Source organism: Vibrio sp. ED004, from assembly GCF_023206395.1.
In the GTDB taxonomy this organism is placed as follows: domain Bacteria; phylum Pseudomonadota; class Gammaproteobacteria; order Enterobacterales; family Vibrionaceae; genus Vibrio.
Genome location: NZ_CP066149.1, coordinates 2,995,428 through 3,020,639 on the forward strand (window position 1 = coordinate 2,995,428; position 25,212 = coordinate 3,020,639).

Consider the following 25,212-nt stretch of genomic DNA (forward strand, 5'->3'; position numbering starts at 1 on the left):
ATAGAATCGAAGAGGTATTAAATTTTATTGATGTCTACGGAAGAGAATTAATAGTCAATGAGTAGTATTTTAGAGTGTATTCGTACTGTTGGACGAGGGGAAAGAGGGCGCAAGCCTTTATCGTTCGAACAAGCCTATCGCATCATGGATGAGTATTTAAGCGGTGAGGTCGGCGACGACCAAATGGCAATGCTACTTATGTTGATTCGTGTGCAGAATGAGACCAATGAAGAAATTGCAGGCTTTGTAAAAGCATTTCAATCTCGTGTACCTGACTTGGGTGCCGACATTGATTGGCCTTGCTATGCGGGTAAGCGTAATGATAGTGCGAGTGGTAAGCCTTGGAATCTATTGGCAGCGAAGATACTGGCTGACGATGGTTATAAGGTATTGATGCATGGCTACATGGACAAGCCAAGTGGACGCACACACGTAGAGACTCACCTCGACCTTGTTGGTGTTCGTAGTGCAGCTGATCCGCAAGAGGCCAAGCAGATTTTAGAAGCGGATGGTATTGCTTACTTACCTCTCGCCAACTTTGCGCCGGAAGCTCAAACGATGATTGGTTGGAAACACCGTTATGGTTTGCGTACGCCAATCAACACTGTGGTTCGTGCATTAAACCCTGGCGGTGGTCGTTTAGGTTTGCGCGGCAGTTTCCACCCTGGCTTCCCACAACTTCATGCAGAAGTAGAGAATGTAATTGGCAATAAATCCCACTCGGTGATTTCATTTAAAGGCATGAACGGCGAGTCGGAATACAACCCTAAGGTTAGCCAAACAGTGTGGATGAGTTCTCCTGACAAGGTTGAATCTTTCTATTGGGAAGAGATTATGAACTCTGATATTTCATTGCCGAGCGAGTGTGTACTGGGTACGCCGGAAGATGAGATGGAATTGATGGCAAACACGGTTGTCGACAGTATGACGGCGATTCTTTTCGCTGAAACGCACGATAAAACCGAAGCCTACACAAAAGCAATCCGCCTTTGGGATGCGTATTGTGCGCGCTAGCACTTGGTCATAAGTGTAAAGCGGTTCGAAAAATCATTAAGAGAAGGTCAGCGAGTGCTGGCCTTAATTATATGGTCCGCCTCACTCTCAAGCCCTTAAGCTTAGAGTAGGCTCTCAGAATGAGGTGAACCATATGTCTTCTATTCATATTTTAGGTATCGACCTAGGTAAACACTGCTTCCATGCTATCGCACATAACCGTTGTGGTGTGGAGGTGCTTCGTCGTAAATTTAATCGCAACCAACTCTTAATCTTTCTTAGTAAAATAGAACCAACAACTATTGCTTTCGAAGCCTGTGGCGGTGCTCATTGGCTTGCTCGAAAGTGTGGTGAGCTTGGTCATCACCCCCGACTTATTCCTCCTCAGTATGTTAAGCCTTATGTCAAAGGCAATAAAAACGATTTCATCGATGCATCAGCGATCGCAGAGGCTGCGAGTCGACCGACCATGAGGTTTGTAGCTGTAAAAAGTGAGGAGGCTCAAGTCATCGCAGCGATTCATCGAGTCAGAGATAGTTATATCAAGGAGAGAACCGCCACTATGTCGCGGATCGGAGCGATCTTACTTGAGTTCGGCCTTAGCTTTCCCAAAGGGCATGCAAAGATGAAGTCTCTGTTTCAATGGTTAGCAGAACAAACAGTATCACTACCAAAAAGCTTGCTATGTGAATTGATATCTATCCACGAACACTACAAGTACCTCAATGAACAAATCAAAACCCAAGATATCAAGCTTCAAACAATTGTTAATAACAACGAAAGTGCTCAATTATTAAAAACTATCCCTGGAATTGGCGATCTTACATCCACATTGTGTATTGCCGATGTAAGCTCTCCGAGTAACTTCACCAATGGCCGCGAGATGGCTGCTTGGTTGGGGCTTGTACCAAGGCAATTCTCAACAGGAGGAAAAACCAAGCTACTTGGTATGAGTAAACGAGGAAATAAACACCTCAGAACTCTGTTTGTCCATGGCGCAAGAGCTGTACTCTCTAGGCTAGAGACGACAGGGAAAGTGTTTGGAGAATGGCTTGTGAACTTACGAGCTACCAAACCATTTAATGTAGTGGTAGTCGCATTAGCCAATAAGCTAGTGAGGATAGCTTGGGCGGTGTTATATCACCGCCAAGCTTTTAAGGCTGCTTAGCTATAACCAAGTTTGCAACGCCAATGAACGTGATGACAAAAACGGTCAATCGGCCAGATTAAGAACCTGACACAAAAAATAGCAATCAATGCTTTGGGCTTTTTAAGGATAATCTGGCGCGGATATCATCGTGGAGCTGGGAAGCTAGTGCTCCCAACAAGGACTCCGAATACATTAGCGCAAACCAACTCCGTTATTACTTAATTGTAGTTGCAATCACGGGGCGGACCATACATTTTTGTGGCTGCTTCATATGTTTCTGGTTCATTTGCGTATGATTGGTCGTGAGCACCTTTCTGATATAGGCATTGCCGACAATGAACCGATACTAGAGGTTATTTAACTCGCATCAGTCGGTGCATCTTATCTTCAAATTGAATCTCAATCACTTGTGAGATTTTCATCTTATCAACACGATCAAGCATCTTGGCTTGGTAATCACGTTTTTTCATCCACTCTAACGGCTCTTTAAAACTATCTTCGTTTATCACAAATGATTGGTCAGTGATGGAATCTTCAAAAATATGCACAACCCAAATACGCGATTGGAAATCCAATAACTCGTTGAAGTAGGCCTTTAGCTTTGAGCGATACTTAGAGACATAAGTTTGATTTGAGGTTGGAGAGGGCATAGTGGACCGTGTTAGGACAATGGAAAGCGGCAAAGGCACCGTTGTCTTTATTATAACGCTTCACAGTTAAGGTTGTCAGATCGAATTAGGCAGCCATTGTTATTGCTATTGAGGCAGCGTCCGTAACGCCGTTGCAGTCGCTGCCTATGATCATTCCACCAAATTTGTGCTTTTGACGGACTACTTTACGAAGAGACCGAAGTCGATCTCTTGTTCTCTTTGATATTTGATGAGCTTCACTTTCAGGTTGTGTTGCGCCGCCAAATCGATCGCCAAGCTCGACATGCGTTTTATCTCGTGAACACAGCTTGAGATAAGTGGCTGCTCTTGGTTATCGACAGTGGCGATGAGTGTGTTTTCTGTACCATCGTTACCTGAATAAACGTACGCGTACATGTTGTTGTCGTGTTGCATAAACTACCTAAATCGGGACTTTCTAATTATTAGTGTGGTGAAGATTACAGGGTTTATCTATTCAGGCTAGTTCGGCTAAGTAAGGCTAAGCAAGAGAAAGTAAGGCTTTGTAAGGGCTCTTTTTTTTCTTTTTTCTGTGCCACAAAAACTCTCCCGAGCCTTTTGCTGTCTCGTTTTTAAGGCTTGTTAGGTTTTGCCTATCAATAAAATTGTTGAAATCCATTTAGTAAAATCAAGATTTTAGACAACAATTAAGTTAACGAGATAGATAAAGACATCACGGAAAGTATTTAGGGAGAACGCAATGCATTCAATTAAAGTGAAAGATTACATGACGCAGCAGGTTGTGACATTCACTCCTGACATGCCATTAAGTCTGGCGCTAGACAAAGTGATGCGCAGTCATCACATGGGCGGCCCAGTTATTGATGATAATGAACAAGTAATTGGTTTCCTTTCAGAGCAAGATTTATTAGAAAAACTGGTTAAGGTCAGTTACTTCTGTCAAGACACACACATTGTTGGCGATTGCATGTACCAAGAGGTGCTATCGGTATCGCCAGATCTATCCATTATTGAATTGGCGGACATGATGCAAGTGGGTAAACCGAAAGCTTACCCTGTGATCGACAACAGAAAGTTGGTCGGAATTATCACCCGAACAGATGTTTTAAGAGCAATTGGCAAGAACTTAGATGAATGCTTCAAACATCCTGTATAGTGACGTGTTAAGAACGATTATTTTTCTCAACACCCATAAATGACAAAAGGCGCACTAGCGCCTTTTTCTTCGTAGAGTTTTTGTAGATCTGTTGTCATAGAGCTCAAATGACGAAGCTTTGACTTGTGGTGTTCCAGCTTTTGGAGGTTTCATGTCAAACCAAACTGCAAAGTTTGTAGAAGGTTCAACGATGCGCCACATCTTGGTGATGTCGGGGGCTGGCTCTGTTGGCTTGATGGCACTGTTTGTGGTCGATTTACTCGATATGCTGTTTATCAGTATGTTGGGACAAGTCGAATTGGCCGCCGCAGTCGGTTTTGCTGGTACTCTCACTTTCTTCTCTACCTCCGTTTCTATCGGTACCTCTATTGCAATGGGCGCGTTGGTTTCAAAGGCGATAGGCTCTAAAGACAGAGACCACGCAAGAAATCTCAGCACCAGTATCATGTTAACCGCGTTTGTGATCAGTTCGACGGTCACTGCGATTATGTACGCTTACATCCCTGAATTACTCGCGGCGATTGGTGCTAAAGGTTTGGCGGCAGAACGTGCACAAGCTTATCTCCAGATTTTGTTGCCTAGTGGACCATTCCTAGCCTTGGCAATGGCGGCGGGTGCCGGTTTAAGGGCTGCAGGAGATGCAAAGCGTTCGATGTGGGCGACCTTGTCTGGCGGCATTGTGAATGCAATCTTGGACCCTCTATTCATCTTTGGTTTTGGTTGGAACATCGAAGGGGCGGCCATCGCTTCTGTCGTTGCACGCTTTTCGGTTCTCTTCTTCTCGCTTTATCCTTTGATTCGCAGCCATGAGCTGGTAGCTCCGCCTTCACTGGTGCAGTGGCGCATCAATATTCGTCCAATTCTAGCCATAGCTATTCCCGCAATTATCACTAATACCGCAACACCGATCGGTAATGCGATTGTGACGACCGGTATTGCGCAATACGGTGAAGACTTCGTGGCAGGCTTTGCTGTGATTGGCCGTTTAACGCCAGTGTGCTTTGCTGTGATCTTTGCCTTGTCTGGCGCAGTCGGGCCAATCATTGGTCAGAACTTTGGTGCCGAGCGAATGGACAGAGTCAAAGAGACGCTGAATAACTCGCTGTTAGTAACCACGGTGTACACCATCGCTGTGTGTATTCTTTTGTACTTCATGCAAGGTTATGTAATTCAAGGCTTCAGCCTGCAAGGTGATGCGGCCATTATTGTTGCTGCGTTTTGTACTTATGTAGCACTGACCTTTACCTTTAACGGCGCACTGTTTGTCGCGAACACTTCATTCAATAACCTAGGTAAGCCTCTTTATTCAACGGCGTTGAACTTAGGTAAGGCGACACTAGGTACTCTGCCATTCGTTTACTTAGGTTCACAATGGTATGGCGCGTTAGGGGTGTTGTACGGACAAGCGCTGGGTAATATTTTGTTTGGCTTGTTGGGTATCTTGGTGCTTCGTTACCATATCTCAGAGTTGATGGAAGGATCTCAGGTCGACCCTGTTGAAGATGATGTGTCTATTGTGAGTTTGAATACACAGCCTTTCTGTTCACACGATGCCGTCCTGATTGATGATGTATCCGCAAATAGAGAAGAGTGTGCCGAGCTTAAGCCTCAGTAAGAGCGACCTACTTGGTTGAGACTTTTAAATAAATTGCATTAAACGATAACTTCTCCTTGACCTTGGAGCTACCTCCAAGGTTTATACTTTCGATGAACTTAAGGTTCCGTTGTTGTGCTTAAACGACAACGGCCTCAAGGCTTTTGAGTATTAAGGAGATACATTATGTGCGCAAAACACGCAGCGTGCCGCTCAGCAAAAGTGGACGTTCAACCTCAAGCGGTGGGAGCCGGTTGCTCTAGCCCTAAAATTTCAAGCATCACTGCAGCTGGCGTTTCGTCAGGATGTTGCAGCTCTTCTGCAGCGGCGTCATCGTCGTCTGGAGATGATTGTTGTGGATCGGACAGTGGAGAAGAAGACAGTCAGCCCTCAACTTTATCTCTCGATGCCCAATTTTCAAAAAGTTGGTTGGTTGCCGGAATGGACTGCCCAGCTTGTGCAAGAAAAATAGAAAACGCGATCAGTAACATTGACGGTGTGATTCAAGCGAAGGTTCTCTTTGCTACCGAAAAACTGGTTGTGAAATTCGATAATGAAAGTCTTGCTGACACCATTGAACAAGTCTCTATCAAAACTGGCTTCCCATTAACGGAAGTGGGTTCTAAGAAAGAAAAACAACAACCAGAGACCTTTTGGCAAGCTCATATTCAACCCAATTTACAGATCATAGCGATTGCAGCTGCAATGCTGTTTGCTGCGCTTCTGAAAAGTACTTCTCCTCAATTAAGTGAAGGCTTATTCACTGTCACCTGTTTACTCGGTTTATACCCAGTAGCTAAGAAAGCCGTGCAATTGGCTCGCTCGGGTACGCCTTTTGCCATCGAAACCCTAATGAGTGTCGCTGCGCTCGGTGCTTTGTACCTTGGTGAAACAGCGGAAGCGGCGATGGTGTTGCTGTTGTTCTTGATTGGTGAGCGCCTAGAAGCGTTTGCGTCATCAAGAGCAAGAAGTGGCGTTCAAGCTTTAATGGCATTAGTGCCAGAGAATGCGACCAAGATTATCAACGGTGAACGTGTTGAGGTGGCGGTAAGCGAACTTGTCCCTGGTGATGTCATTGAAGTGGCAGCGGGTTCTCGCTTGCCTGCTGATGGTCAACTGATGACTGACGCAGCGAGCTTTGATGAAAGTGCGTTAACTGGTGAATCTGTTCCGGTTGAACACATCGAAGGTAACAGCATCATGGCGGGCGCTGTGGTAGTCGATAAAGTTGTGCGTATTACTATCACCTCTAAGCAAGGTGAAAATGCGATTGACCGTATTCTTCACCTGATTGAAGAGGCGGAATCTCGTAAAGCACCGCTGGAACGTTTCCTTGATAAGTTCAGCCGTTGGTACACGCCGTTAATGATGTTGGTTGCCTTGTTGGTGATTATCACGCCGCCACTGTTGTTTGCTCAACCTTGGGAAACATGGGTATACCGTGGTCTAGCGTTATTGTTGATTGCTTGTCCGTGTGCCTTGGTTATCTCGACTCCAGCAGCTATTACTTCCGGCTTAGCGGCAGCAGCAAAACGTGGCGCGCTAATTAAAGGCGGCGCAGCACTAGAGCAGCTTGGTAAGATTCAAACCATTGCGTTTGATAAGACGGGTACACTGACTGAGGGTAAACCTCAGGTAACCGATATTCAGGTACTGTCAGGGTGGCAACAAGACGCGATGCTTCGTGTGGTTGGTGCTATCGAAGTCGGCTCTACTCATCCATTGGCGCAATCGCTAGTGGCGAAAGTAACAGAGCTGAATATTGAGATCCCAGAATCGCACAACAAGAAAGCGCTGATTGGTAGCGGTGTGGAAGGTGATGTCGATGGTATTAAATACCAAGTTCTAGCACCTTCTAAAGTGACTTTCGATCTTGATACTGAGGTTATGTCTCAGGTAGAAGATCTAGAAGGCGAGGGCAAGACGGTTGTTATTGCTTTAGAGTTTAAGCATCAAGAAGAGTCAGTAGATCAAGTTACACCGATTGGTTTGATTGCGTGGCAAGATACGTTACGCAGTGACGCTAAGGTTGCGATTGAGCGACTTAACGACTTGGGTATTCAATCTATCATACTGACGGGTGACAACCCACGCAGTGCGGCTGCTATAAGTAGCAAGATAGGTATGCAGTACAAGGCGAGCCTACTTCCAAGCGACAAAGTATCTTATGTTGAAGAGCTTTCTCAACAATCGCACGTTGCGATGGTCGGTGATGGCATCAATGATGCGCCAGCGATGAAAACCGCCAACGTGGGTATCGCGATGGGCGGAGGGACTGATGTTGCCTTGGAAACGGCGGATTCAGCCCTGACTCATAACCGCTTAACGGAACTGCCAGCGATGATTGAGCTATCGCAAGCAACCATGAATAATATTCGTCAAAACGTGGCTCTCGCGCTCGGTTTGAAAGGTGTGTTCTTGGTGACGAGCTTGTTCGGTATTACCGGTCTGTGGGTTGCAGTGTTAGCCGATAGTGGTGCAACTGCATTGGTCACATTGAACGCATTGCGTCTGCTTCGATTCAAATCTAAAGCGGATTAAATCGAGCTCACCGACATAGAGCATTCTTAATAAAAAGCGCCTTTTGCGGTAATACGTTAAAGGCGCTTTTTGTCTCATTAGTATGCAACACAGGCGTATGGATTGCTTATTTTTGTGATGCCAATCGGTTTTTCGTGAAACTTGAAAACTTGTTGCGATCATTCATGTGACGGCTGTCACTTCATTTTGTGGTGAGCTTGGTTAGAGTGTGTTCGTACCCCACGAATTTACTATGAGCTTAAATAAGGGTAAAAAGCCCAATAAGCCAAAAGGAGCGAACTATGTCTCAAGCTGTTTTCCATTTAGGTGTTACTGAAGCAGATCTTAACGGTGCTACTCTTGCGATCATCCCTGGTGATCCTGCTCGTGTACAAAAAATTGCAGAAGAGATGGAGAATCCAGTATTTCTTGCTAGCCATCGTGAATACACACTTTACCGCGCAGAACTAGACGGCAAGCCAGTTGTTGTATGTTCAACAGGTATCGGTGGTCCATCTACTTCTATCGCTGTAGAAGAGCTAGCTCAACTGGGTGTGCGCACTTTCCTTCGTGTTGGTACTACTGGTGCTATCCAACCTCACGTAAACGTGGGTGACATGATTGTTTCAACTGGTTCTGTTCGTCTAGACGGCGCTAGCCTGCACTTTGCTCCAATGGAGTTCCCTGCAGTAGCTGACTTCGAAGTGGCAACAGCAATGAAAGCAGCAGTTGAAGAGTCTGGCGCTGCAGTTCACATGGGTGTAACAGCTTCAAGTGACACTTTCTACCCTGGTCAAGAGCGTTACGATACGTTCTCTGGTCGCGTTGTTAAGCGTTTCCAAGGTTCTATGCAAGAGTGGCAAGACATGGGCGTTCTAAACTTTGAGATGGAATCTGCAACGCTGTTAACTATGTGTGCAAGTTCTGGTCTGAAAGCAGGTTGTGTTGCGGGTGTAATCATCAACCGTACTCAAAAAGAGACGCCTGATCACGATACACTAAAAGTAACTGAAGCACGTTCAATCAAAGTGGTTGTAGAAGCCGCTCGTAAAATGCTTTAAGTCTTAAAGTGCTCTGAGTTTTAGAGAGCATTAAGTCTTCAAGTGACATTAAATTTTGAAAATGGCCGCATCGTATGATGCGGCCATTTTTTATGTGCCGTCTGAAAGTAATCAATAGAGAAAACAGACAACAAAAAAGGCGAGTGACTTAATGGTCATTCGCCTTTTTTAGATTTGCTTAAGAGAGTCTGACTCTTAGAGTCTATTGGTTGTTAGTACTCTAAATCTTCATTACCGCCAGCAGCCGTAAACCATGCCGTTAGGTGTGTTTTAAGATCTTTCAGTTCGTCAGGGCCAATCAGTGCAAGACCAAGATCTTCTGCTCGCGTGATATCGTTATGACGAAGAGGGCGGAAGCTTACTAGCATTGCACGAGCTTGTAGGCCACCCAGCAGGTCTCTCAGCGATTCCAGTTTGTATAAGGTGTCATCACCATCGTCACGCATACCTTTGGTCTTACATTCGATGATATGTAGCTTATTGTTCACCACTGATGCTACGTCAAGCTCGTTTCGAACCTCACGCTCACCAAGTTGACGGTATACCTGAACATTCAACGAACGGTCTTGGATAGTCGGCATGTCATCTTGGATTTGTTTCACTGTGCTATGAACCAGAGTTTCTAACCATTCACCGTTTGAGAAGCGTCGCGCGTCTTCGTTGGCAAAGGTCAAAATACCGTTGTCGTACGTCGCAATCTTAGCTTCAACTAAATCACTCAACAGCATGTTCAGTTCACGGTAGCCTTGTTGCTTCTCAGATAGTCCAACATCAAGTTTCTGTTCTTTACGACAGGTCGTTGCTAGGTAGTTCAAGGTCGCAAGGCCAGGGCCTAATTCGAGTGCGTTACTTGCCCAACGTTCACCCAGTTCATAAAGTTTCTGATCAAGTTGCGGAGACAGCTGTACATCGCTGAATTCACCACGAGCACCAAATACTGTTAGGTAGTCGTCGATAGTAATGCGGTCTTGAACTTGTGCGTCTTCTTTGCCATTAGGGTACAACCAGCAAAGTTTGTCACTGTTTGGTTCAACCACGAAGATTGGCCAGTGGTAAGTACGGAATACTTCGTAAACAGAAAGTAGGCGGTGACGTAGGCCACAACTCGCGTTGAGCTTCACTTCTTGGCCGCGTGCTTTGAGGTCTTCGGCAAGAGTTTGGATAGATTCTTTAATAACGGACGTGTTTACGATGGTCGGAATTTCGAAAAACTCACTGGTAATGTCGCGCTTCTGCAAAACGCTGTCTAAACGTTTGTACATACTGACTTGATTTTTGTCGCCGATAAACACGATGTGAGTGCTGACCGTTCGGTTATCAAGTAGAGGGGTGAGCAAGCGAATGGGGTCTTGATCGATAATGCCAACATGAACAGCCATATAAATTCCTTAATAGCGGCTCGCTCATAAAGGTGAAAGAAAAAACGGGAAGCAGCAAGCCTTAATAATCATATAATGACAAAGCTCATAAAAAACAAGGGCAACCCTTGATAAAAGTTGCCCTAGCTCAATTAGTTACCACTATTGGGTAAGAAGTCTCAAGAATCTCACTAAATATCTATCGATTCTTCATTTATCTATAGTTTGAATTGATGTACTAAATCACCTTGCTGATTTGCCAGAATCGTTAGGTTTTGGCTGGCTTCTGCAATTGATGACATCGCTTGGTAACTCTTATCTGCGATGTGGTTGATGTCTTCAATGTTACGTGCAATATCGCCAGACGTTTCACTCTGCTCAGCGGCAGCTTGAGAGATATGTGTACTCATGTGGCTGATCTCTAGAATCAATGCTTGGATTTCTTCCATCGCACTGTTCGCACTTGATGCTTGTTGAACCGACATGTCCATATCGCTCATACAGCTTTCAATCACGTTGCTCGCCGTTTTCGAGCTTGATTGTAGGTTGCTGATCATAGTCTCGATTTCAGACGTTGATTGTGTCGTCTTTTGTGCAAGCACTCGAACTTCATCGGCAACGACCGCAAAGCCACGACCTTGTTCACCAGCACGCGCTGCTTCGATGGCTGCGTTGAGTGCGAGTAGGTTGGTTTGCTCTGCAATGCCACGAATCACATCTAGGATTGAGCCGATCTGGCTACTCATCTGCTGCAGTTCACCCACTGCGCCTACAGATTCGTTCAAGCGAACCTCTAGTTGGTTGATGGTGCTGATGTTGGTGTTCATGATCTGACGACCAGATTCAGACGCTGATTCTACTTGTTGAACCATGGTTAATGAGCTTTGCGCGCTGTTCGCCACTTCTTGTACAGAATGAGACATCTCTGTCATTGCTGTCGCAACGGTCGCGGTTTGTTCGCGTTGACTGTTCAGTTGAGCCTGCGTTTCAGAAGACGTCTTCTGGTTGACGCTTGCCGTCTTAGTTAAGTCATCTGAAGCGTCATTCAACTTCACGAGGATATTGTGTAGGTTGTCGGCCAAGGTGTTAATGTGACGGCTCACGCGACTGAATTCGTTGTCGTAACGAATGTCGATACGCTGAGTCATGTCACCTTCAGTTAGGCCTTCTAATGTCCCTAGAATGCGAGTTAGTGGCTCTCTTACGCTGTGTGCAATATGGTAGCCGATTGCAGCAGCGAATACCGTTACAACAATACCAATCGCAATTGCGTTGAATAGGCCTTTGTCGTAAATGCTGCTTGCGTCTGCCAGTGAAGCATTAAGTTGCTCTTCGGCAGTCACGTTGAATGAATCTAATACCGCCATCGCTTGGTCTACTTCAACCGCTAGGTTTGCGATGTTGACGTACAGCGCCTGTTTCGCTTGTAGGTAGTTGTTGTGTTTGTCTAACACGCCGCCTTTTTGGCCGACGTCTTTAGTGAATTTCTGAACCGATTCATCGAACACGTTTTTAAGTGCAGGAAGCTGTGTCGCTAAGCCACGGTAGGCATAGTTTAGGTGAGTCACGGCTTTCTTGTTTTGGTTAACGGCTTTCTGTACGAAGGCGACATCAGAGCTTGCTAGTGCATCTGAAGTGATTACCTCAGCGTCTTGCAGTTTGATGAAGTAGCTCTTCGCCATCACTTTTACAGAGATACTTTTTTGGTCAGCAACGTACTCTTTCATGCCAACCGTTAATTCTGAATGCAGGCGTTGAAAGTCACGTGATGCTTTTTGTACTTGTTCTTGTGCTTCAAACATCGCGACGTAGTTGTTCATCGCTTCGTCTGCTTCTGTAAAGTAGCGTTCTTCCATCGCTCGTAATTGTGCGATGCGTTCGATGAGTGTTGAGTCGTTCTGGCTTGCCGCTTCTAGATTGCTTAGAACTTCAGAAAAAGAGTTTTGTGATGCAGCAAACTCTGTGCGCATTGCAGACATGCGTTCAGCGTTTTGTGTGGTTAAGAAGTCTTTGAATGACTTGTCAGCAGAGAGCAATTGAACACTTGTTTGATTTGAAAGCGCAACAAGCGGTAATGAGGTTTCTGAGACACTCTCAAAATTGCTGTGTATCTGATTCATGCTGTTCATCATGATGGTTATCGTGACTGCGAACATGATGATGATCAGTGCGAAACCAGCGTACATACGCTTGATCACAGATCCCTTCATGGCTTTCTCCCTAATAAAAATGCAGACCTAATGTCAGGTCAAAGTAAAACTAACAAAATTGTCAGCATTCTATTGAGCTCCGCTTACGCATTTTATGACGCATACGGCAAAAATAACCCTCAGTTATAATCAACATGCCATTCTTGAGAGCTAACACTGGTTTTCTTTGATTTGAACGGTGTTTTTTATTATGCTTTAAAGCGGATTTATTGTGGTTTGTTGCGGCATAGCGCATACTCAAAACATTAAAAAGTAAATGTTTTATCGGAGAAAAACATGGCTGAAGAAACCATCTTTAGTAAGATCATCAATAAAGAAATTCCTGCAGATCTGCTATACCAAGACGACTTAGTAACGGCGTTTCGCGATATTAACCCTCGCGCTCCTAGTCATATCCTAATTATCCCGAACAAGCTGATTCCAACGACCAATGATGTTGAAGTAGAAGATGAAGCGATGATGGGACGTATGTTTACTGTCGCTCGTAAGTTAGCAAAAGAAGAAGGCATCGCAGAAGATGGTTACCGTCTTATCGTGAACTGTAATTCTCACGGTGGCCAAGAGGTTTACCACATTCACATGCACTTAGTGGGCGGTCGTCCGCTTGGCCCTCTGCTAATGAGCTAGTGGGTTAATTAATGAGTTAGCTAAAAAAGCTAACGAGTTAAGTAACATAATTAGCTAGTTGGAAAATTTGTAGTTTGTATGCCAACTTTAAGTTTTATCTGTTGTCTGAATATCGGCATCGATTAGGTAGAGCCTAAAAAGCAAGGTATCCACTTGCTTGAGATCCTTTTAACAACACGTTTCGTTTTGATAATGAGACAACGGTCAACAGACCCTAACAAAGTTGGCATTTTAAACATGCACGGAGACGATAAGTGAAGCAACAGTTTAGATTCGCTTCCATTGCCCTGTTATCGGCGTTGACTGCGGGTTGTGCGAGTATGTCTGCAGGCAGTTTGTTCAGTCATTACAGCGCGCAAAACAAAGCTATCTATCAAGCAGTGAAATCTGGGGATTATTCAGAGGCTCAACAAGAGTTACCAGATTACGCAGCAGGCGACATCCTTGATAACTTTGAAAGAGGCAGAATTAACCTACTGGATCAAAGGTACCCTGAGAGTAAGTCTTCGTTTGAACTGGCTGATCAGGCCGTAAAAGATCAACAAAACAAAGCCGTGATCTCTATTTCAGACAGTGCAACCAGCGTAGGTGCGTTGGCTGTTAACGACAACATTACCGAGTATGTGCCGCCTGATTACGAGTTAGGCTTTCTTCATCTCTACCTCGGTTTGAATTATCTCAAGAAAAACGATTTAGAAGGTGCGGTGATTGAAATGCGTCGCGCCAACCAAGTTCAAGAACAAGCAAAGAAGCAACGTGAAGCTGAGCTAGAAAGAGCAGCTAACGATGCGAAGAAGCAAGGCTTGTCTGCCAATGTTGGTAGCATCCTTGCCAATTACCCAGACGCGGGTAAGAAGCTGCAATCGGTTCAAAATGCGTATTTGATGTTTTTGTCTGGATTGCTTTATGAAGCTTCAAACGATTTAAACAGCGCTTATGTAGATTATCGACGTGCTTTGGCGGTTATGCCGGAGAACCAAGAGATCATCGACAGAACGATGGCGACAGCCGCTCGTTTAGGAATGAGACAAGATTTAGAGACACTTGAAAAGCGTTATAAGCAATCGTCTAAGCTTGCTGGCGGCCAAGGACGTGTGATTGTTCTTCAAGAGCAAAGCGCTGTGCAAGCAATGGACAGTTGGCGATTGGATTTACCTGTTTATGACAGTCGCGATCAAGGGGCAATATATTCTCTTGCGCTGCCATATTACCCGAGCCAAAACGTAGAGCGTTTTTCTGCGTTACGAATCAGCGGACAACCGTTACAAGAACACTTGATTACGGATGTAAACGCGATGGCTCAGAACGATTTATCTGAGCGCATGACGACAATTGTTATTCGCCAAGCGCTGCGTGTAGTCGCGAAAGATCGCATTCGTAAAGAAGCAACCAAGGGCGATGATGTCGGTAACATTTTGTTCAATGTGTGGAACACACTGACAGAGCAACCAGACACGCGCAGTTGGCAATCTTTACCTGCTGAGATTAAGAGCAGCACGTTTGTAGCAAATAGCGGTCAATATACGTTAGAAGCGGGCGCTAAAACGTATGACTTTGATATTCGAGAAGGGCAGACCACCTTGGTTTGGATTTCTCGACAAGGGAATAACGCAACAATGTGGCATAAACAGCTAGGGAGGCTGTAATGAAAAAGTGGTTAGTGAGCTTAGCAGCGGTTATGGCTCTGGCTGGTTGTGCTGATAATACAGCTGGAGTAAGGGTTGATAGTCTGACTCAGAACGTTTTCTTTGGTGACAAGGTATTGGGTAGCCGTTTACAGGTTGAAGATATCCGCACCGATCTAGTCGACGGTCATACGCGAGGAATCGTTCGTTTAAACAGTAACTATAAAGGCGATCAACATATCCTTTATCGTTTTTACTGGTACGACGATGCTGGGCTTGAGGTCAACCTAAAACAAGGCCCTTGGAAACAAGCGATTGTTCGTGGCTTTGAAAGTCTTTCGTTGTCGGAAGTGTCGGTAAACCCGAAGGCAACTCAGTTCCGAGTTCAGTTCCGAGAGCAGTAAGCTCGATTAGAATATATTTAGTGATAACTGGCTTTAGTTAACATCGACTAGAGTTTCAGAAAGCGGATTCATTGATTCGCACAGACAAGAATTTAAGAGTGTGGGTAACCCCACTCAATGATAAGTTGAGGAAACAAAATGAAAAAGAGTGTCATTGCGCTACTAGGTTTAGCGGTTATTTTAGGCGGTTGTTCGAACAAGGTAAGCTACGGTGATGCACAAGCAGTAGAAACCACGACAATCGATTTCGGTTCAACTGACCTTCAAACGATTGCGGGTGAAATGGTTGATAGCATGATGGCTTCTGGTTCAGTGTCTTACATTACTCGTGAACAGCGTCCAATCGTGTTCGTTGAGCGTATCAAGAACAAGACAAGTGAGCACATCGATACTGAGTCAATCACTGACACAATCAGTACTAAGATGCTGAACTCTGGTAAGTTCCGTTTCGTTGATATGGACCGTGTAGAGTCTGTTCGTGACCAACTGAACTTCCAAAACAATGATGAGCTAGTAAACCAAAGCTCAGCAATCCAGTTCGGTAAAATGGTTGGTGCTCAGTACATGTTGTACGGCAACCTATCAAGCATCGTTAAGAAAGACGGTAGCGATGAAGACGTATACTACAAAATGACTATGCGTCTAATGGATCTTGAGTCTGGCTTGATTGAGTGGGCTGACGAGACTGAAATCCGTAAGCAACAATCTAAGAGCCTACTGGGTCTTTAATTTCGCTTAACTGCCAACTACGACACTTACTATTGAAAGTGAATAGATTGGTCACTCGCCAATGCAGTACATGATGTGCTGTGAATTAAGAGACACTGGCTTTTGGTCAGTGTCTTTTTTGTAGGGAAACAAAGACGTTTATAGGGAATGAGCAATGGCAATCTTTTCTTGGTCTGAGGCTAAGCTTCTTGATACCAGTTTGAGTTCGCTTGATGGTTACTTTTCAAAGCCACCAGTTAGAGCACAGACTCTGACAGGCGGTTTGACTAATCGATGTTGGAAGCTGGTTTCAGCCGATGGCACAGCCTATGTGTGGCGCCCAATCACACCGATCACCAAAGCCTTCTTTATCTCTCGTCATGAAGAGTATCAAGTGCTCTCGACGATTGAGCGTCTTGGTATTGGCCCAAGCCCGATGGTGGTGAATGAGCAAGGGTTATTGGTTGAATGGATTGATGGTGAGACTCTTTATGAAGGGTTAGACATTGATGACCTATTGAAAACGCTGATCTCTGTGCATCTGGTTAACACTGCGCGATTGCCGCTCCAACCATTCAGCTTTACAGCAAGGGTCGACCATTACTGGCTTCAGCTTGACGCGATTCATAAGACCGAAGCCTGCACCAAAATTTACCAAGAGTGGCGAACCGCTCCAAGTATTCCAAGCGTTGATCTATCTTTGTGCCATTTTGATTTAGGTGGTTACAACTTAGTAAGAAGCATCGACGAGATTAAGATTATTGATTGGGAATACGCAGCGTTAGCCGACCCTAGGCTTGATCTAACCTTAACCATTGCGGTTGCAGGTGCGCCAGTTTCGGAAGCGGTTAACAAGTATTGTCAGCTGCGAGGCATTCATGATGTTCAGCCTTGGCTTGATGGTGTAGAAGCATGGTTACCAAGAAGCCAAATGATGGCGATGTTATGGTATTTGCTCGCTCACCAGTTATGGGGTGATGAAAGTTATCTGCGCGAAGCCGAGGCTCTAAGTCACACTTTATGTAGCTAGGATCACGTTTAGGAAGTGAAAAATATAATTTCGGTGGTCTTCCCTTTAAAACCTTGTTTTTCGTGTTAGATTGATCAAAACGTACCAATATTCAACGGGGGAGGTACAATGATTATCTATCTACATGGCTTCGACTCAACAAGCCCGGGCAATCACGAAAAAATACTGCAGTTGCAATTCATTGATGATGACGTTCGTTTCATTAACTACAGTACTTTGCATCCAAAACACGATATGCAGCATTTGCTAAAAGAAGTGCATAAAGTGATAGAACAATCCGATGATCCGCATCCAATTATTTGTGGTGTTGGTTTAGGTGGTTTTTGGTCTGAGCGCATTGGTTTCTTATGCGGTATTAAGCAGGTGGTCTTCAACCCGAATCTGCACCCTGAGAACAACATGGTAGGTCGCATTGACCGTCCAGAAGAGTACGAAGACATCGCTACTAAGTGTGTCGCTCAATATCGTATGAAGAACAAAGGTCGCTGTTTAGTGGTGCTTTCTCGTGAAGATGAGATTCATGACAATAGCAAAACAGCCGCTGCGCTCGAAGATTACTACGACGTAATCTGGGATGAAAAAGAGAGTCATAAATTCAAAAAGATCTCTCAGCACCTTCAGGCAATGAAAGCGTTTAAGAACGCCTAATCACTCCGGTTATTTTATAAAAGCAGCACTTATTTGGGTGCTGCTTTTTCACATCTGAATCTTAGAGATTGGTATTGATAAAGCAGTTGTATATGTTTTATCGGTTGGTTTGCGCATTTATAGATAAGTTTGCGCAAACGTTAACTAATTAGCCGCGAATCCTCATTGCGGGTAAGGATTTTTGTTGCGGTCATCTTTTTGCTATATATAATGTTCCCAAGCAAAATATTTTGACAAATATCAAAAAAAATTGAGAGCGAGTGAAAAACTTGCCCATAATTTGCGTTCTATCTCTCAGCTAGACGCCTTTTTTATCCATGTGAGCAGAGCGACAAACGAATGTTTGTTGTTTGTAATCCCTCTAACTACTCGGTGAGCTGTCGTTATTCTTTTTCGCGGTTATCCAATATGTCACAGCCTTATCAACAAGGCCGAGTAGATACATAGAATTTATCGGTTGGAGCAATCGGACCGAACCCCATTTATTCATTTTGTAGAGGATTGTCATTGTGACAAAAATTATCGTAGTAGGCGGCGGTGCTGGTGGTTTAGAACTAGCAACTAAGCTAGGCCGAACTTTAGGTCGTAAGAAGCGTGCCCAGATCACTCTGGTAGACCGTAAAGCAAGCCACCTATGGAAACCATTACTTCATGAAGTAGCAACTGGCTCACTGGATGAAGGTGTTGATGCATTAAGCTACCGCGCACATGCAAAAAACCATTACTTCGACTTCCAAATGGGCAGCCTGAACGACATCGATCGTGAACGTAAAGTGATTGCACTGAGCGAACTGAAAGATGAGCACGGTGAACTGCTGATGCCAAGCCGTGAACTTGAATACGACATTCTTGTTATGGCACTAGGTTCAACGTCGAACGACTTCAACACTCCTGGCGTTCGTGATAACTGTATTTTCCTTGATAGCCCAGAACAAGCGCACCGTTTCCGTACTGAAATGAACAACCAGTTCTTAAAGCTTCATGCTAAGAACGGCCAAGGTACGGTAGACATCGCGATTGTTGGTGCGGGTGCAACAGGTGTAGAGCTTTCTGCTGAGCTGCATAACGCGGTTAAAGAGCTTCGTACTTACGGTTTCGGTGATCTAGATTCAAGCAAGCTGAACGTGAACCTAGTTGAAGCGGGTGAGCGTATTCTTCCAGCTCTTCCTCCTCGTATTTCAAGCGCAGCACACTCTGAGTTAACGAAGCTTGGTGTAAACGTTCGTACGAATACTATGGTGACGCAAGCTGATGCTGATGGTCTAACAACCAAAGACGGTGACAAGATCCCAGCACAAATCATGGTATGGGCTGCTGGTATTAAAGCGCCAGATTTCATGAAAGATATTGGTGGTCTTGAGACTAACCGTATCAACCAGCTGGTTGTGAAAAACACGCTGCAAACGACACTGGATGACAACATTTTTGCTATCGGCGACTTAGCACAATGTACACAAGCGGATGGTTCATTTGTTCCACCACGCGCACAGGCGGCTCACCAAATGGCAAGCTGCGCATTCAGCAACATCATTGCTAAGCTGAATGGTCGTGACCTGAAAGACTACATCTACAAAGATAAAGGCTCACTGGTTTCACTAAGCCGTTTCTCTACGGTAGGTAGCTTGATGGGTAACCTGACTAAAGGTTCGATGATGGTTGAAGGTCGTATTGCTCGTGTGGTCTACATCTCTTTGTACCGCATGCACCAGATGGCGCTTCACGGCTTGATCAAAACATCACTGATGATGTTGGTTGGTCGTATTAACCGCGTACTTCGTCCAAACCTAAAGCTTCACTAATCAGCTAAGCCTGATAAATAACTTCAAGTTACTAATAAAAAAGAGCTCTTCGGAGCTCTTTTTTGATCGTGTCGCTTACGTGCCATCGCAAATGTTGAACTAGTACTTGCTATTAATAAGTTGGAGGTAGCACAGAATAAACGACGCCATCTTTCGGTTTTCCGTTAAACAGAAATCGATTCTTTGCGATGGTTTCTCGCTCTGCACCACACTTTTCTATCAGCTTTTGGCTTGGTAGATTTTCGGTATCACAAACGATCTCTAGGCGCGTTAGCTTAAGCTGAGCAAAGCAGAACTCAAACAAGGCCAGCATCGCTTCTTTGGCAATGCCTTTTCTTTGAAAATTATCCCCCACCCAATAACCTAAACTCGCCATATTGAAGGTGTGGTAAAGCTCATTGATCGCGACCATTCCGACCAGCTTATCGGTTTTTCGCTCAAAAATACCAAAACCAAACGCATCGGCTTTCACCCAGTTCAGGCGAGTTGCCAGAATGAATTTTTCGGCTTCGACGATAGAAAACTCATCATGACACCAGTCTACCCAAGGTAATAAACTCGGAGAAGATTTGATCAGTTGAGCAAACTCTTGAGCATCTGAGGCTTCAATGATTTTGAGGCTTAGATTCTGTGTATTGATCTGAAAGTCTGGGCTCATAGGACGCACCAAATAACATGTAACGGCTAATAAAACGCCCTCACAATGGAGGGCGTATTCAATGCTTAATACAACTTCAATTCTTTATATCAAGTTCCACTCTCTATAAGAATAGTTGAGCTGCTAGCTGCTAGCTGCTAGCTGAAGACTGATTACGTGGCTTATTGAGCGACGCGACGTACTTGAATCACCATGCCAAGAAGCGGGTGGTCTAGATAGTGAGTCTCTGTACTGCGCATGCGACGTTTTTGGTCCATACGGTAGCTCTTAAGGAACTCTTGCACTTCAACGGTCGGAGAGATCTCTGTAAGGTTACCCACCTGAACATTGCTCTCTGCACCACTTACTGGCGAGTCGAGTTCGATTTGCTGTTCTTGTAGAGTCACTTCACGAACGCTTGGTGCTTTCAAATCCAGCGTCGTTTCAGCATATAGATAATGCTGTACGTAGATTTGCAGCTTGCCATCTAACTCGTAAAGCGGCTTATCAATGGTCTCTTCTTGGAAACCATCCGGGTTTGATGCAGTGACCGCACCTTTCTCAGAGCCGTCGGCATTAAACTGTTTAGAGAAGTCTTTACCTGCTTGAATGTGGAAAACAGGTGCTGAGCTCTTACCTTGATCGCCTTGACGCCAAGCAGTGTGCATCAGAACTTCAAAGCCAGCGTGTTTACGTAGTTTGTCTTTCTGAGGTGTTAACTTGTATTCCGAGTAAGGAAGCATCTGCACGCCTTTCTTCGCTCGGTATTGGGTACCTTGAAATGAACCAACGCGCTCAAGTGAAATCTTAGGCTGTGTATTTGGCCAAGATTCATTTACTTTTTCTGCATCAACAGCGCGCTTAAAAATGATCACTTCTATATCAAATTGTCTCTGCGCCAAACTTGGCAGTGAGACGAACAATAGTAGCAGTGGGATCAGTCTTTTCATTTTTACTCCGTCTTCCAGCCGAACTACCGGCTGGATAATTTATATGTGCAAGTGGATTGGGTCTTATGCTGAAGGCAGCAAGTTCTGTCTGAATTCGCCCAATAAATCACTAACAAATTGAATTCGTTTCCGTCTGTCGACCAATGGTATCGTAAACTTGAACTTAGTTGGTCCTTCCATTGAAAACTTTTGCGGTTGAGATTGCAACAGTTTAACAAGGTAGGCCGGGTTTATGTCAGCATCCGGGTAGAATTCTAAGAATCCGCCCTTATCGTGAGCCTCAATTTTCTTCGCTTTAATAGACGCGGCCGCTAACTTAAGCTCAGAAACTGACAATAAGTTCTTGGTTGCATCAGGAAGAATACCGAAGCGATCAATCAACTCAACTTTAAGCTCAGCCAATTCATCGGTGTCACTCACGCTCGCAATACGTTTGTAGGTTGATAAACGTGTGTTGATGTCTGGGATATAGTCGTCTGGCAATAGAGCCGGCAAGCGCATTTCTATCTCTGTTTGCTCACGCAATAGATCATCAAGTGAAGGCTCGCGACCTTCTTTCAATGCCTCAACCGCTTGTTCAAGCATCTCCATGTACAAGGTAAAGCCAACCGACTGGATCTGACCACTCTGCTCATCACCCAATAGCTCACCTGCACCACGAATCTCTAAATCGTGAGTTGCAAGGGTGAAGCCCGCACCTAAATCTTCAAGAGAGGCAATCGCGTCTAATCGCTTAATCGCATCTTTGGTCATTGCTTTAGGGTGTGGCGTTAACAAGTAAGCATAAGCTTGGTGGTGAGAACGACCCACACGACCACGTAATTGGTGCAGCTGTGCTAAACCAAGGTTATCGGCTCTGTCCATTAAGATGGTATTGGCTGTTGGAACATCGATGCCGGTTTCAATGATGGTTGTACACACCAGAAGGTTAAAGCGCTGGTGGTAGAAGTCATTCATGATGCGTTCTAGTTCGCGCTCACGCATTTGACCATGAGCGACCGTCACACGCGCCTCTGGAATCAGTTTCTGTAGTGATTCAGCCGTTTTCTCAATCGTATCAACTTGGTTGTGCAGGAAGTACACCTGTCCACCACGCATGATTTCACGAAGTACCGCTTCTCTCACTACGGCATCATCACTTTGACGAACAAAGGTTTTGATTGCTAAGCGTCGTGCAGGCGGCGTTGCGATGATAGACAAGTCACGCATGCCACTCATCGCCATATTTAGCGTTCGTGGAATAGGCGTTGCGGTTAACGTTAGGATGTCGACATCCGCACGCATCGCTTTTACTTTCTCTTTCTGACGCACACCAAAGCGGTGTTCTTCATCGACAACCAACAAGCCAAGATCTTTGAATTTAATATCGCTCGATAACAGTTTGTGAGTACCGACTAAGATATCAACCTTACCGTCTGCGACATCTTGCATGATTAATTTCTGTTCTTTGGCTGATTTGAATCGAGACAGAACTTCGACACGAATCGGCAAGTTGGCGAAACGGTCGCGGAAGTTTTCGAAGTGTTGCTGAGCAAGTAGGGTAGTAGGAACTAACACCGCCACTTGTTTACTGTTATCCGTACAAACGAATGCCGCGCGCATCGCCACTTCTGTTTTACCAAAACCAACATCACCACACACTAGGCGGTCCATGGCTTTGGCTTGGCACATGTCAGACATAACCGCATTGATTGCCATCGCTTGGTCATCGGTTTCTTCAAACGGGAAGCCAGATTTGAAGGTTGCGTATTGACCGCGGTCCAATACAAACTTGTAGCCCGGTTTCAGTTCACGCTTGGCGTAAACATCAAGTAATTCTGCGGCCACATCTCGGACTTTTTCAGCCGCACGTTTACGTGCTTTTTGCCATGCTTCGCCACCGAGCTTATGCAGTGGTGCAGAGTCTTCAGCACCACCAGAGTAGCGTCCGATGAGATTCAAAGAAGCAACAGGTACGTACAGCTTGGCATCGTTTTGATACTCAAGGGTTACGTATTCGGTTTTCATGCCACCGGCTTCGAGAGTCTGCAGGCCGATGTAGCGACCAATACCATGGTCAATGTGAACAACAGGTTGACCCGGTTTAAGTTCCGCAAGGTGACGAATTACGGTGTCGCTGTTGACGCTTTTCTTATCTTTCTTACGACGCTGAACAACACGATCGCCAAGTAAGTCGCTTTCACAGATAAGCGCAATGTTTTGTTCTTCATGGATAAAGCCGTGTTCAGCTGAACCAAGAATGAGGCTGAACTTGTCTTTCGCTTTAATTGCACCATCGAGGTTTTCAATTTCGCTTGGTCGTACCTTAATACCACGAAGCAGTTCACTCAGCGCTTCACGACGACCTTCTGATTCAACTGAAAACACCACTTTGCCGTCGAAGGTTTCTGTGAACTTTCTTAGGTTAGCCAAAGGCTCTTTATTTTGATGTTGAACGCTGAGATCAGGCAATGGCACGACAGGTAAGTTAGTGCGGCCTGCTTTCTCTTCAATCGAATCTAGGCTTAGGTTGACTTGTGGCTTCTGTTTGAAGTGTGCGAATAGTTCGTCTTTCTTCAACCAAAGTTGCTCAGGTGTCAGCAGTGGTCGTAATGGATCAACGCCACGTTGCTCGTATCGGTGAGCGACATCAGCCAGGAAAGAATCAACAGCGGTTTCTACGTCACCAAGAACTAAGAGTTGCGCTTCATCGGCAACATAGTCAAAAAGCGTTTCTGTGTGATCGAAGAACAGTGGTTGCCAATACTCAATACCAGCAGGCCAAGTGCCTTTAGATACCTGCATATAAACCGATTCGGGTTCGCGGCGGGCATCAAACTGTTGGCGCCAACGAATACGGAAGTCTTCAATCGCCGTTTCCGAGGTTGGGAATTCGTGAGCAGGTAACAGGCGGATCTCAGAGATGTCTTCAATAGAACGTTGGTTTTCAGGATCGAAGGTACGAATGGTATCGATCTCATCATCGAAGAAGTCGATGCGATATGGGTCTTTACTGCCCATCGGGAACAGATCAAGAATCGAACCACGACTTGCGTATTCACCCGGACCAAACACTTGATCAACGTAACGATAGCCAGACTTTTCAAGTTGCAGGCGCAGTTTCTCTAAAGAGTAGAGATCGCCTGTTTTTACCATTAGGGTGTGTTGCAGCAAAAAGTCACGCGGTGATTGACGCTGAAGTAGCGTGCTGATCGGTACGATCGTGATGCCGTCTTTTAACGTCGGTAAGGCGTAAAGGCGTGCGATACGATCTGAAATGATCTCTTGGTGCGGCGAAAAGCTGTCGTAAGGTAGTGTTTCCCAGTCTGGGAATAGTGCAACTTCATGTGCTGTAAACTGTTCGATTTCAGATTGTAGCTTAAGTGCCACTTGTGGGTCTGGCACTGCAAGTACGGTATGGCTGTTGTGCTGCTCTGCGAGTTTAGCAATGGCCAGAGCGAGAGACGAACCGACTAGGTTACCGATGTGCTTTTTGTCACCGGCTCCTTTGAGTGTAGGTAGTGTAAAAATAGATTGTTTGGTCATGTTAATTTACTTGTTATCTCGTTCTAGAGAGCGTTGACGCAAAAGTTTCTGTTGTTGATGAAGTGCCGCTTTGATTAGCAGGTCTTGGTCGGTATCGCGAAGATGAGCGTATTTGAAGTTGATTTCGAAACCTGAATCTTTAGGTTGGCTTGCAAACACTTCCGCATAGCAATAAATGGCCGCGGCAGGGTGCTCTAGGAACAGTTTAGCTTTTACCAAACGTCCCGCTTCGATATCTGTTTTTGAAAAACAGGAAAATTGACTCGCACCGAAAGAGTAGGTGTGAGTACGAAACTTCTCTTCATCTTGCTGCGATAACATAAAGCTCAACAACAGGTTTAATTTAGAGTTTTGTGCATCCAATAAACTGGTGACATTCTTCAAGTCGCTGTTTTTCAGTTCAGCGCGAGCACTGTCGGCTAACAGGTCCAATTGGCTAAATTCACTCGCCACAACGAAAGGGGCAGGGATCTCGGATTCGAACTGAATTTGAGAAGGTAAAGTGAAGTTACTTTCCATTGGTTCTATATTAGCGGTAAGGCTGTGGTGAACGGTGAAAAACTCTTGTTCTGTCATGCGTTAGTTCCT

General features: G+C 45.1%; 21 protein-coding genes. 13 read left to right on the forward strand and 8 right to left on the reverse strand.

The features are described from left to right. Window positions 1–57: 57 nt before the first annotated feature. Window positions 58–1,014 (forward strand): glycosyl transferase family protein, encoded by a 957-nt coding sequence (locus ITG10_RS13510; protein WP_026084472.1) that lies wholly within the window; start codon window positions 58–60, stop codon window positions 1,012–1,014. 133 nt (window positions 1,015–1,147) lie between these two features. Continuing rightward, entirely contained in the window at window positions 1,148–2,161 is a 1,014-nt protein-coding gene (locus tag ITG10_RS13515) for an IS110 family transposase (protein WP_248386443.1), read from the forward strand. A gap of 335 nt (window positions 2,162–2,496) precedes the next feature. Here the strand turns inward: ITG10_RS13515 and ITG10_RS13520 are convergent, their stop codons facing one another. Both ITG10_RS13520 and ITG10_RS13525 read right to left on the reverse strand, forming a co-directional pair. Next, window positions 2,497–2,793 (reverse strand): hypothetical protein, encoded by a 297-nt coding sequence (locus ITG10_RS13520; RefSeq protein WP_017632181.1) that lies wholly within the window; start codon window positions 2,791–2,793, stop codon window positions 2,497–2,499. 180 nt (window positions 2,794–2,973) lie between these two features. Continuing rightward, the gene (locus ITG10_RS13525; RefSeq protein ID WP_017632180.1) at window positions 2,974–3,207 is read right to left on the reverse strand and encodes a hypothetical protein; all 234 of its coding nucleotides are present in this window, start codon (window positions 3,205–3,207) and stop codon (window positions 2,974–2,976) included. 304 nt (window positions 3,208–3,511) lie between these two features. On the opposite strand from ITG10_RS13525, the gene ITG10_RS13530 reads away from it, so the two are divergent. The 4 genes from ITG10_RS13530 to udp all read left to right on the forward strand — a co-directional run bounded on the left by ITG10_RS13530 (window position 3,512) and on the right by udp (window position 9,103). Then, a complete protein-coding gene (locus ITG10_RS13530) occupies window positions 3,512–3,928 on the forward strand; it encodes a CBS domain-containing protein (RefSeq protein ID WP_017632179.1) in 417 nt (138 codons plus the stop codon). A 151-nt stretch (window positions 3,929–4,079) separates the two neighbouring features. Further along, complete coding sequence (locus ITG10_RS13535; protein WP_248386444.1) at window positions 4,080–5,543, forward strand: MATE family efflux transporter; 1,464 nt, start codon at window positions 4,080–4,082, stop codon at window positions 5,541–5,543. A gap of 165 nt (window positions 5,544–5,708) precedes the next feature. Next, window positions 5,709–8,063, forward strand: coding sequence for a zinc/cadmium/mercury/lead-transporting ATPase (locus ITG10_RS13540; RefSeq protein WP_248386445.1), 2,355 nt, complete (start codon window positions 5,709–5,711; stop codon window positions 8,061–8,063). Between the two features lie 281 nt (window positions 8,064–8,344). Then, on the forward strand, window positions 8,345–9,103 hold the full coding sequence (udp, locus tag ITG10_RS13545; protein WP_017632176.1) for a uridine phosphorylase: 759 nt from the start codon (window positions 8,345–8,347) through the stop codon (window positions 9,101–9,103). A 212-nt stretch (window positions 9,104–9,315) separates the two neighbouring features. Here udp and ITG10_RS13550 read toward each other — a convergent pair whose 3' ends face one another. Both ITG10_RS13550 and ITG10_RS13555 read right to left on the reverse strand, forming a co-directional pair. Then, entirely contained in the window at window positions 9,316–10,482 is a 1,167-nt protein-coding gene (locus ITG10_RS13550; RefSeq protein ID WP_017632175.1) for a DUF1887 family protein, read from the reverse strand. Window positions 10,483–10,679: 197 nt separating this feature from the next. Beyond that, complete coding sequence (locus ITG10_RS13555; protein WP_123310059.1) at window positions 10,680–12,671, reverse strand: methyl-accepting chemotaxis protein; 1,992 nt, start codon at window positions 12,669–12,671, stop codon at window positions 10,680–10,682. Between the two features lie 276 nt (window positions 12,672–12,947). On the opposite strand from ITG10_RS13555, the gene hinT reads away from it, so the two are divergent. From hinT to ITG10_RS13590, 7 genes are all read left to right on the forward strand, one after another. Next, window positions 12,948–13,298 (forward strand): purine nucleoside phosphoramidase, encoded by a 351-nt coding sequence (hinT, locus tag ITG10_RS13560; protein ID WP_004736268.1) that lies wholly within the window; start codon window positions 12,948–12,950, stop codon window positions 13,296–13,298. 254 nt (window positions 13,299–13,552) lie between these two features. Continuing rightward, complete coding sequence (locus ITG10_RS13565) at window positions 13,553–14,944, forward strand: hypothetical protein (protein WP_017632174.1); 1,392 nt, start codon at window positions 13,553–13,555, stop codon at window positions 14,942–14,944. Next, a complete protein-coding gene (locus tag ITG10_RS13570; RefSeq protein ID WP_017632173.1) occupies window positions 14,944–15,327 on the forward strand; it encodes a YcfL family protein in 384 nt (127 codons plus the stop codon). Before ITG10_RS13565 ends, ITG10_RS13570 begins: the two co-directional genes overlap by 1 nt. 138 nt (window positions 15,328–15,465) lie before the next feature. After that, a complete protein-coding gene (gene lpoB / locus ITG10_RS13575; protein ID WP_017107631.1) occupies window positions 15,466–16,056 on the forward strand; it encodes a penicillin-binding protein activator LpoB in 591 nt (196 codons plus the stop codon). A 154-nt stretch (window positions 16,057–16,210) separates the two neighbouring features. Further along, on the forward strand, window positions 16,211–17,065 hold the full coding sequence (locus ITG10_RS13580; protein ID WP_017632172.1) for a phosphotransferase: 855 nt from the start codon (window positions 16,211–16,213) through the stop codon (window positions 17,063–17,065). A gap of 108 nt (window positions 17,066–17,173) precedes the next feature. Beyond that, window positions 17,174–17,713: an alpha/beta hydrolase YcfP gene (ycfP, locus tag ITG10_RS13585; protein ID WP_017632171.1), complete on the forward strand. Its 540-nt coding sequence runs from the start codon at window positions 17,174–17,176 to the stop codon at window positions 17,711–17,713. Between the two features lie 509 nt (window positions 17,714–18,222). Continuing rightward, entirely contained in the window at window positions 18,223–19,512 is a 1,290-nt protein-coding gene (locus ITG10_RS13590) for an NAD(P)/FAD-dependent oxidoreductase (protein ID WP_017632170.1), read from the forward strand. A 112-nt stretch (window positions 19,513–19,624) separates the two neighbouring features. On the opposite strand, the gene ITG10_RS13595 is transcribed toward ITG10_RS13590, so the two are convergent. The 4 genes from ITG10_RS13595 to ITG10_RS13610 form a co-directional block, all read right to left on the reverse strand. Continuing rightward, the gene (locus ITG10_RS13595; RefSeq protein WP_017632169.1) at window positions 19,625–20,170 is read right to left on the reverse strand and encodes a GNAT family protein; all 546 of its coding nucleotides are present in this window, start codon (window positions 20,168–20,170) and stop codon (window positions 19,625–19,627) included. 161 nt (window positions 20,171–20,331) lie between these two features. Next, window positions 20,332–21,099: a peptidoglycan binding protein CsiV gene (locus ITG10_RS13600; RefSeq protein WP_017632168.1), complete on the reverse strand. Its 768-nt coding sequence runs from the start codon at window positions 21,097–21,099 to the stop codon at window positions 20,332–20,334. Window positions 21,100–21,162: 63 nt separating this feature from the next. Further along, a complete protein-coding gene (gene mfd, locus ITG10_RS13605) occupies window positions 21,163–24,624 on the reverse strand; it encodes a transcription-repair coupling factor (protein WP_017632167.1) in 3,462 nt (1,153 codons plus the stop codon). Window positions 24,625–24,630: 6 nt separating this feature from the next. Further along, complete coding sequence (locus tag ITG10_RS13610; RefSeq protein ID WP_048669044.1) at window positions 24,631–25,200, reverse strand: hypothetical protein; 570 nt, start codon at window positions 25,198–25,200, stop codon at window positions 24,631–24,633. Window positions 25,201–25,212: the final 12 nt, after the last annotated feature.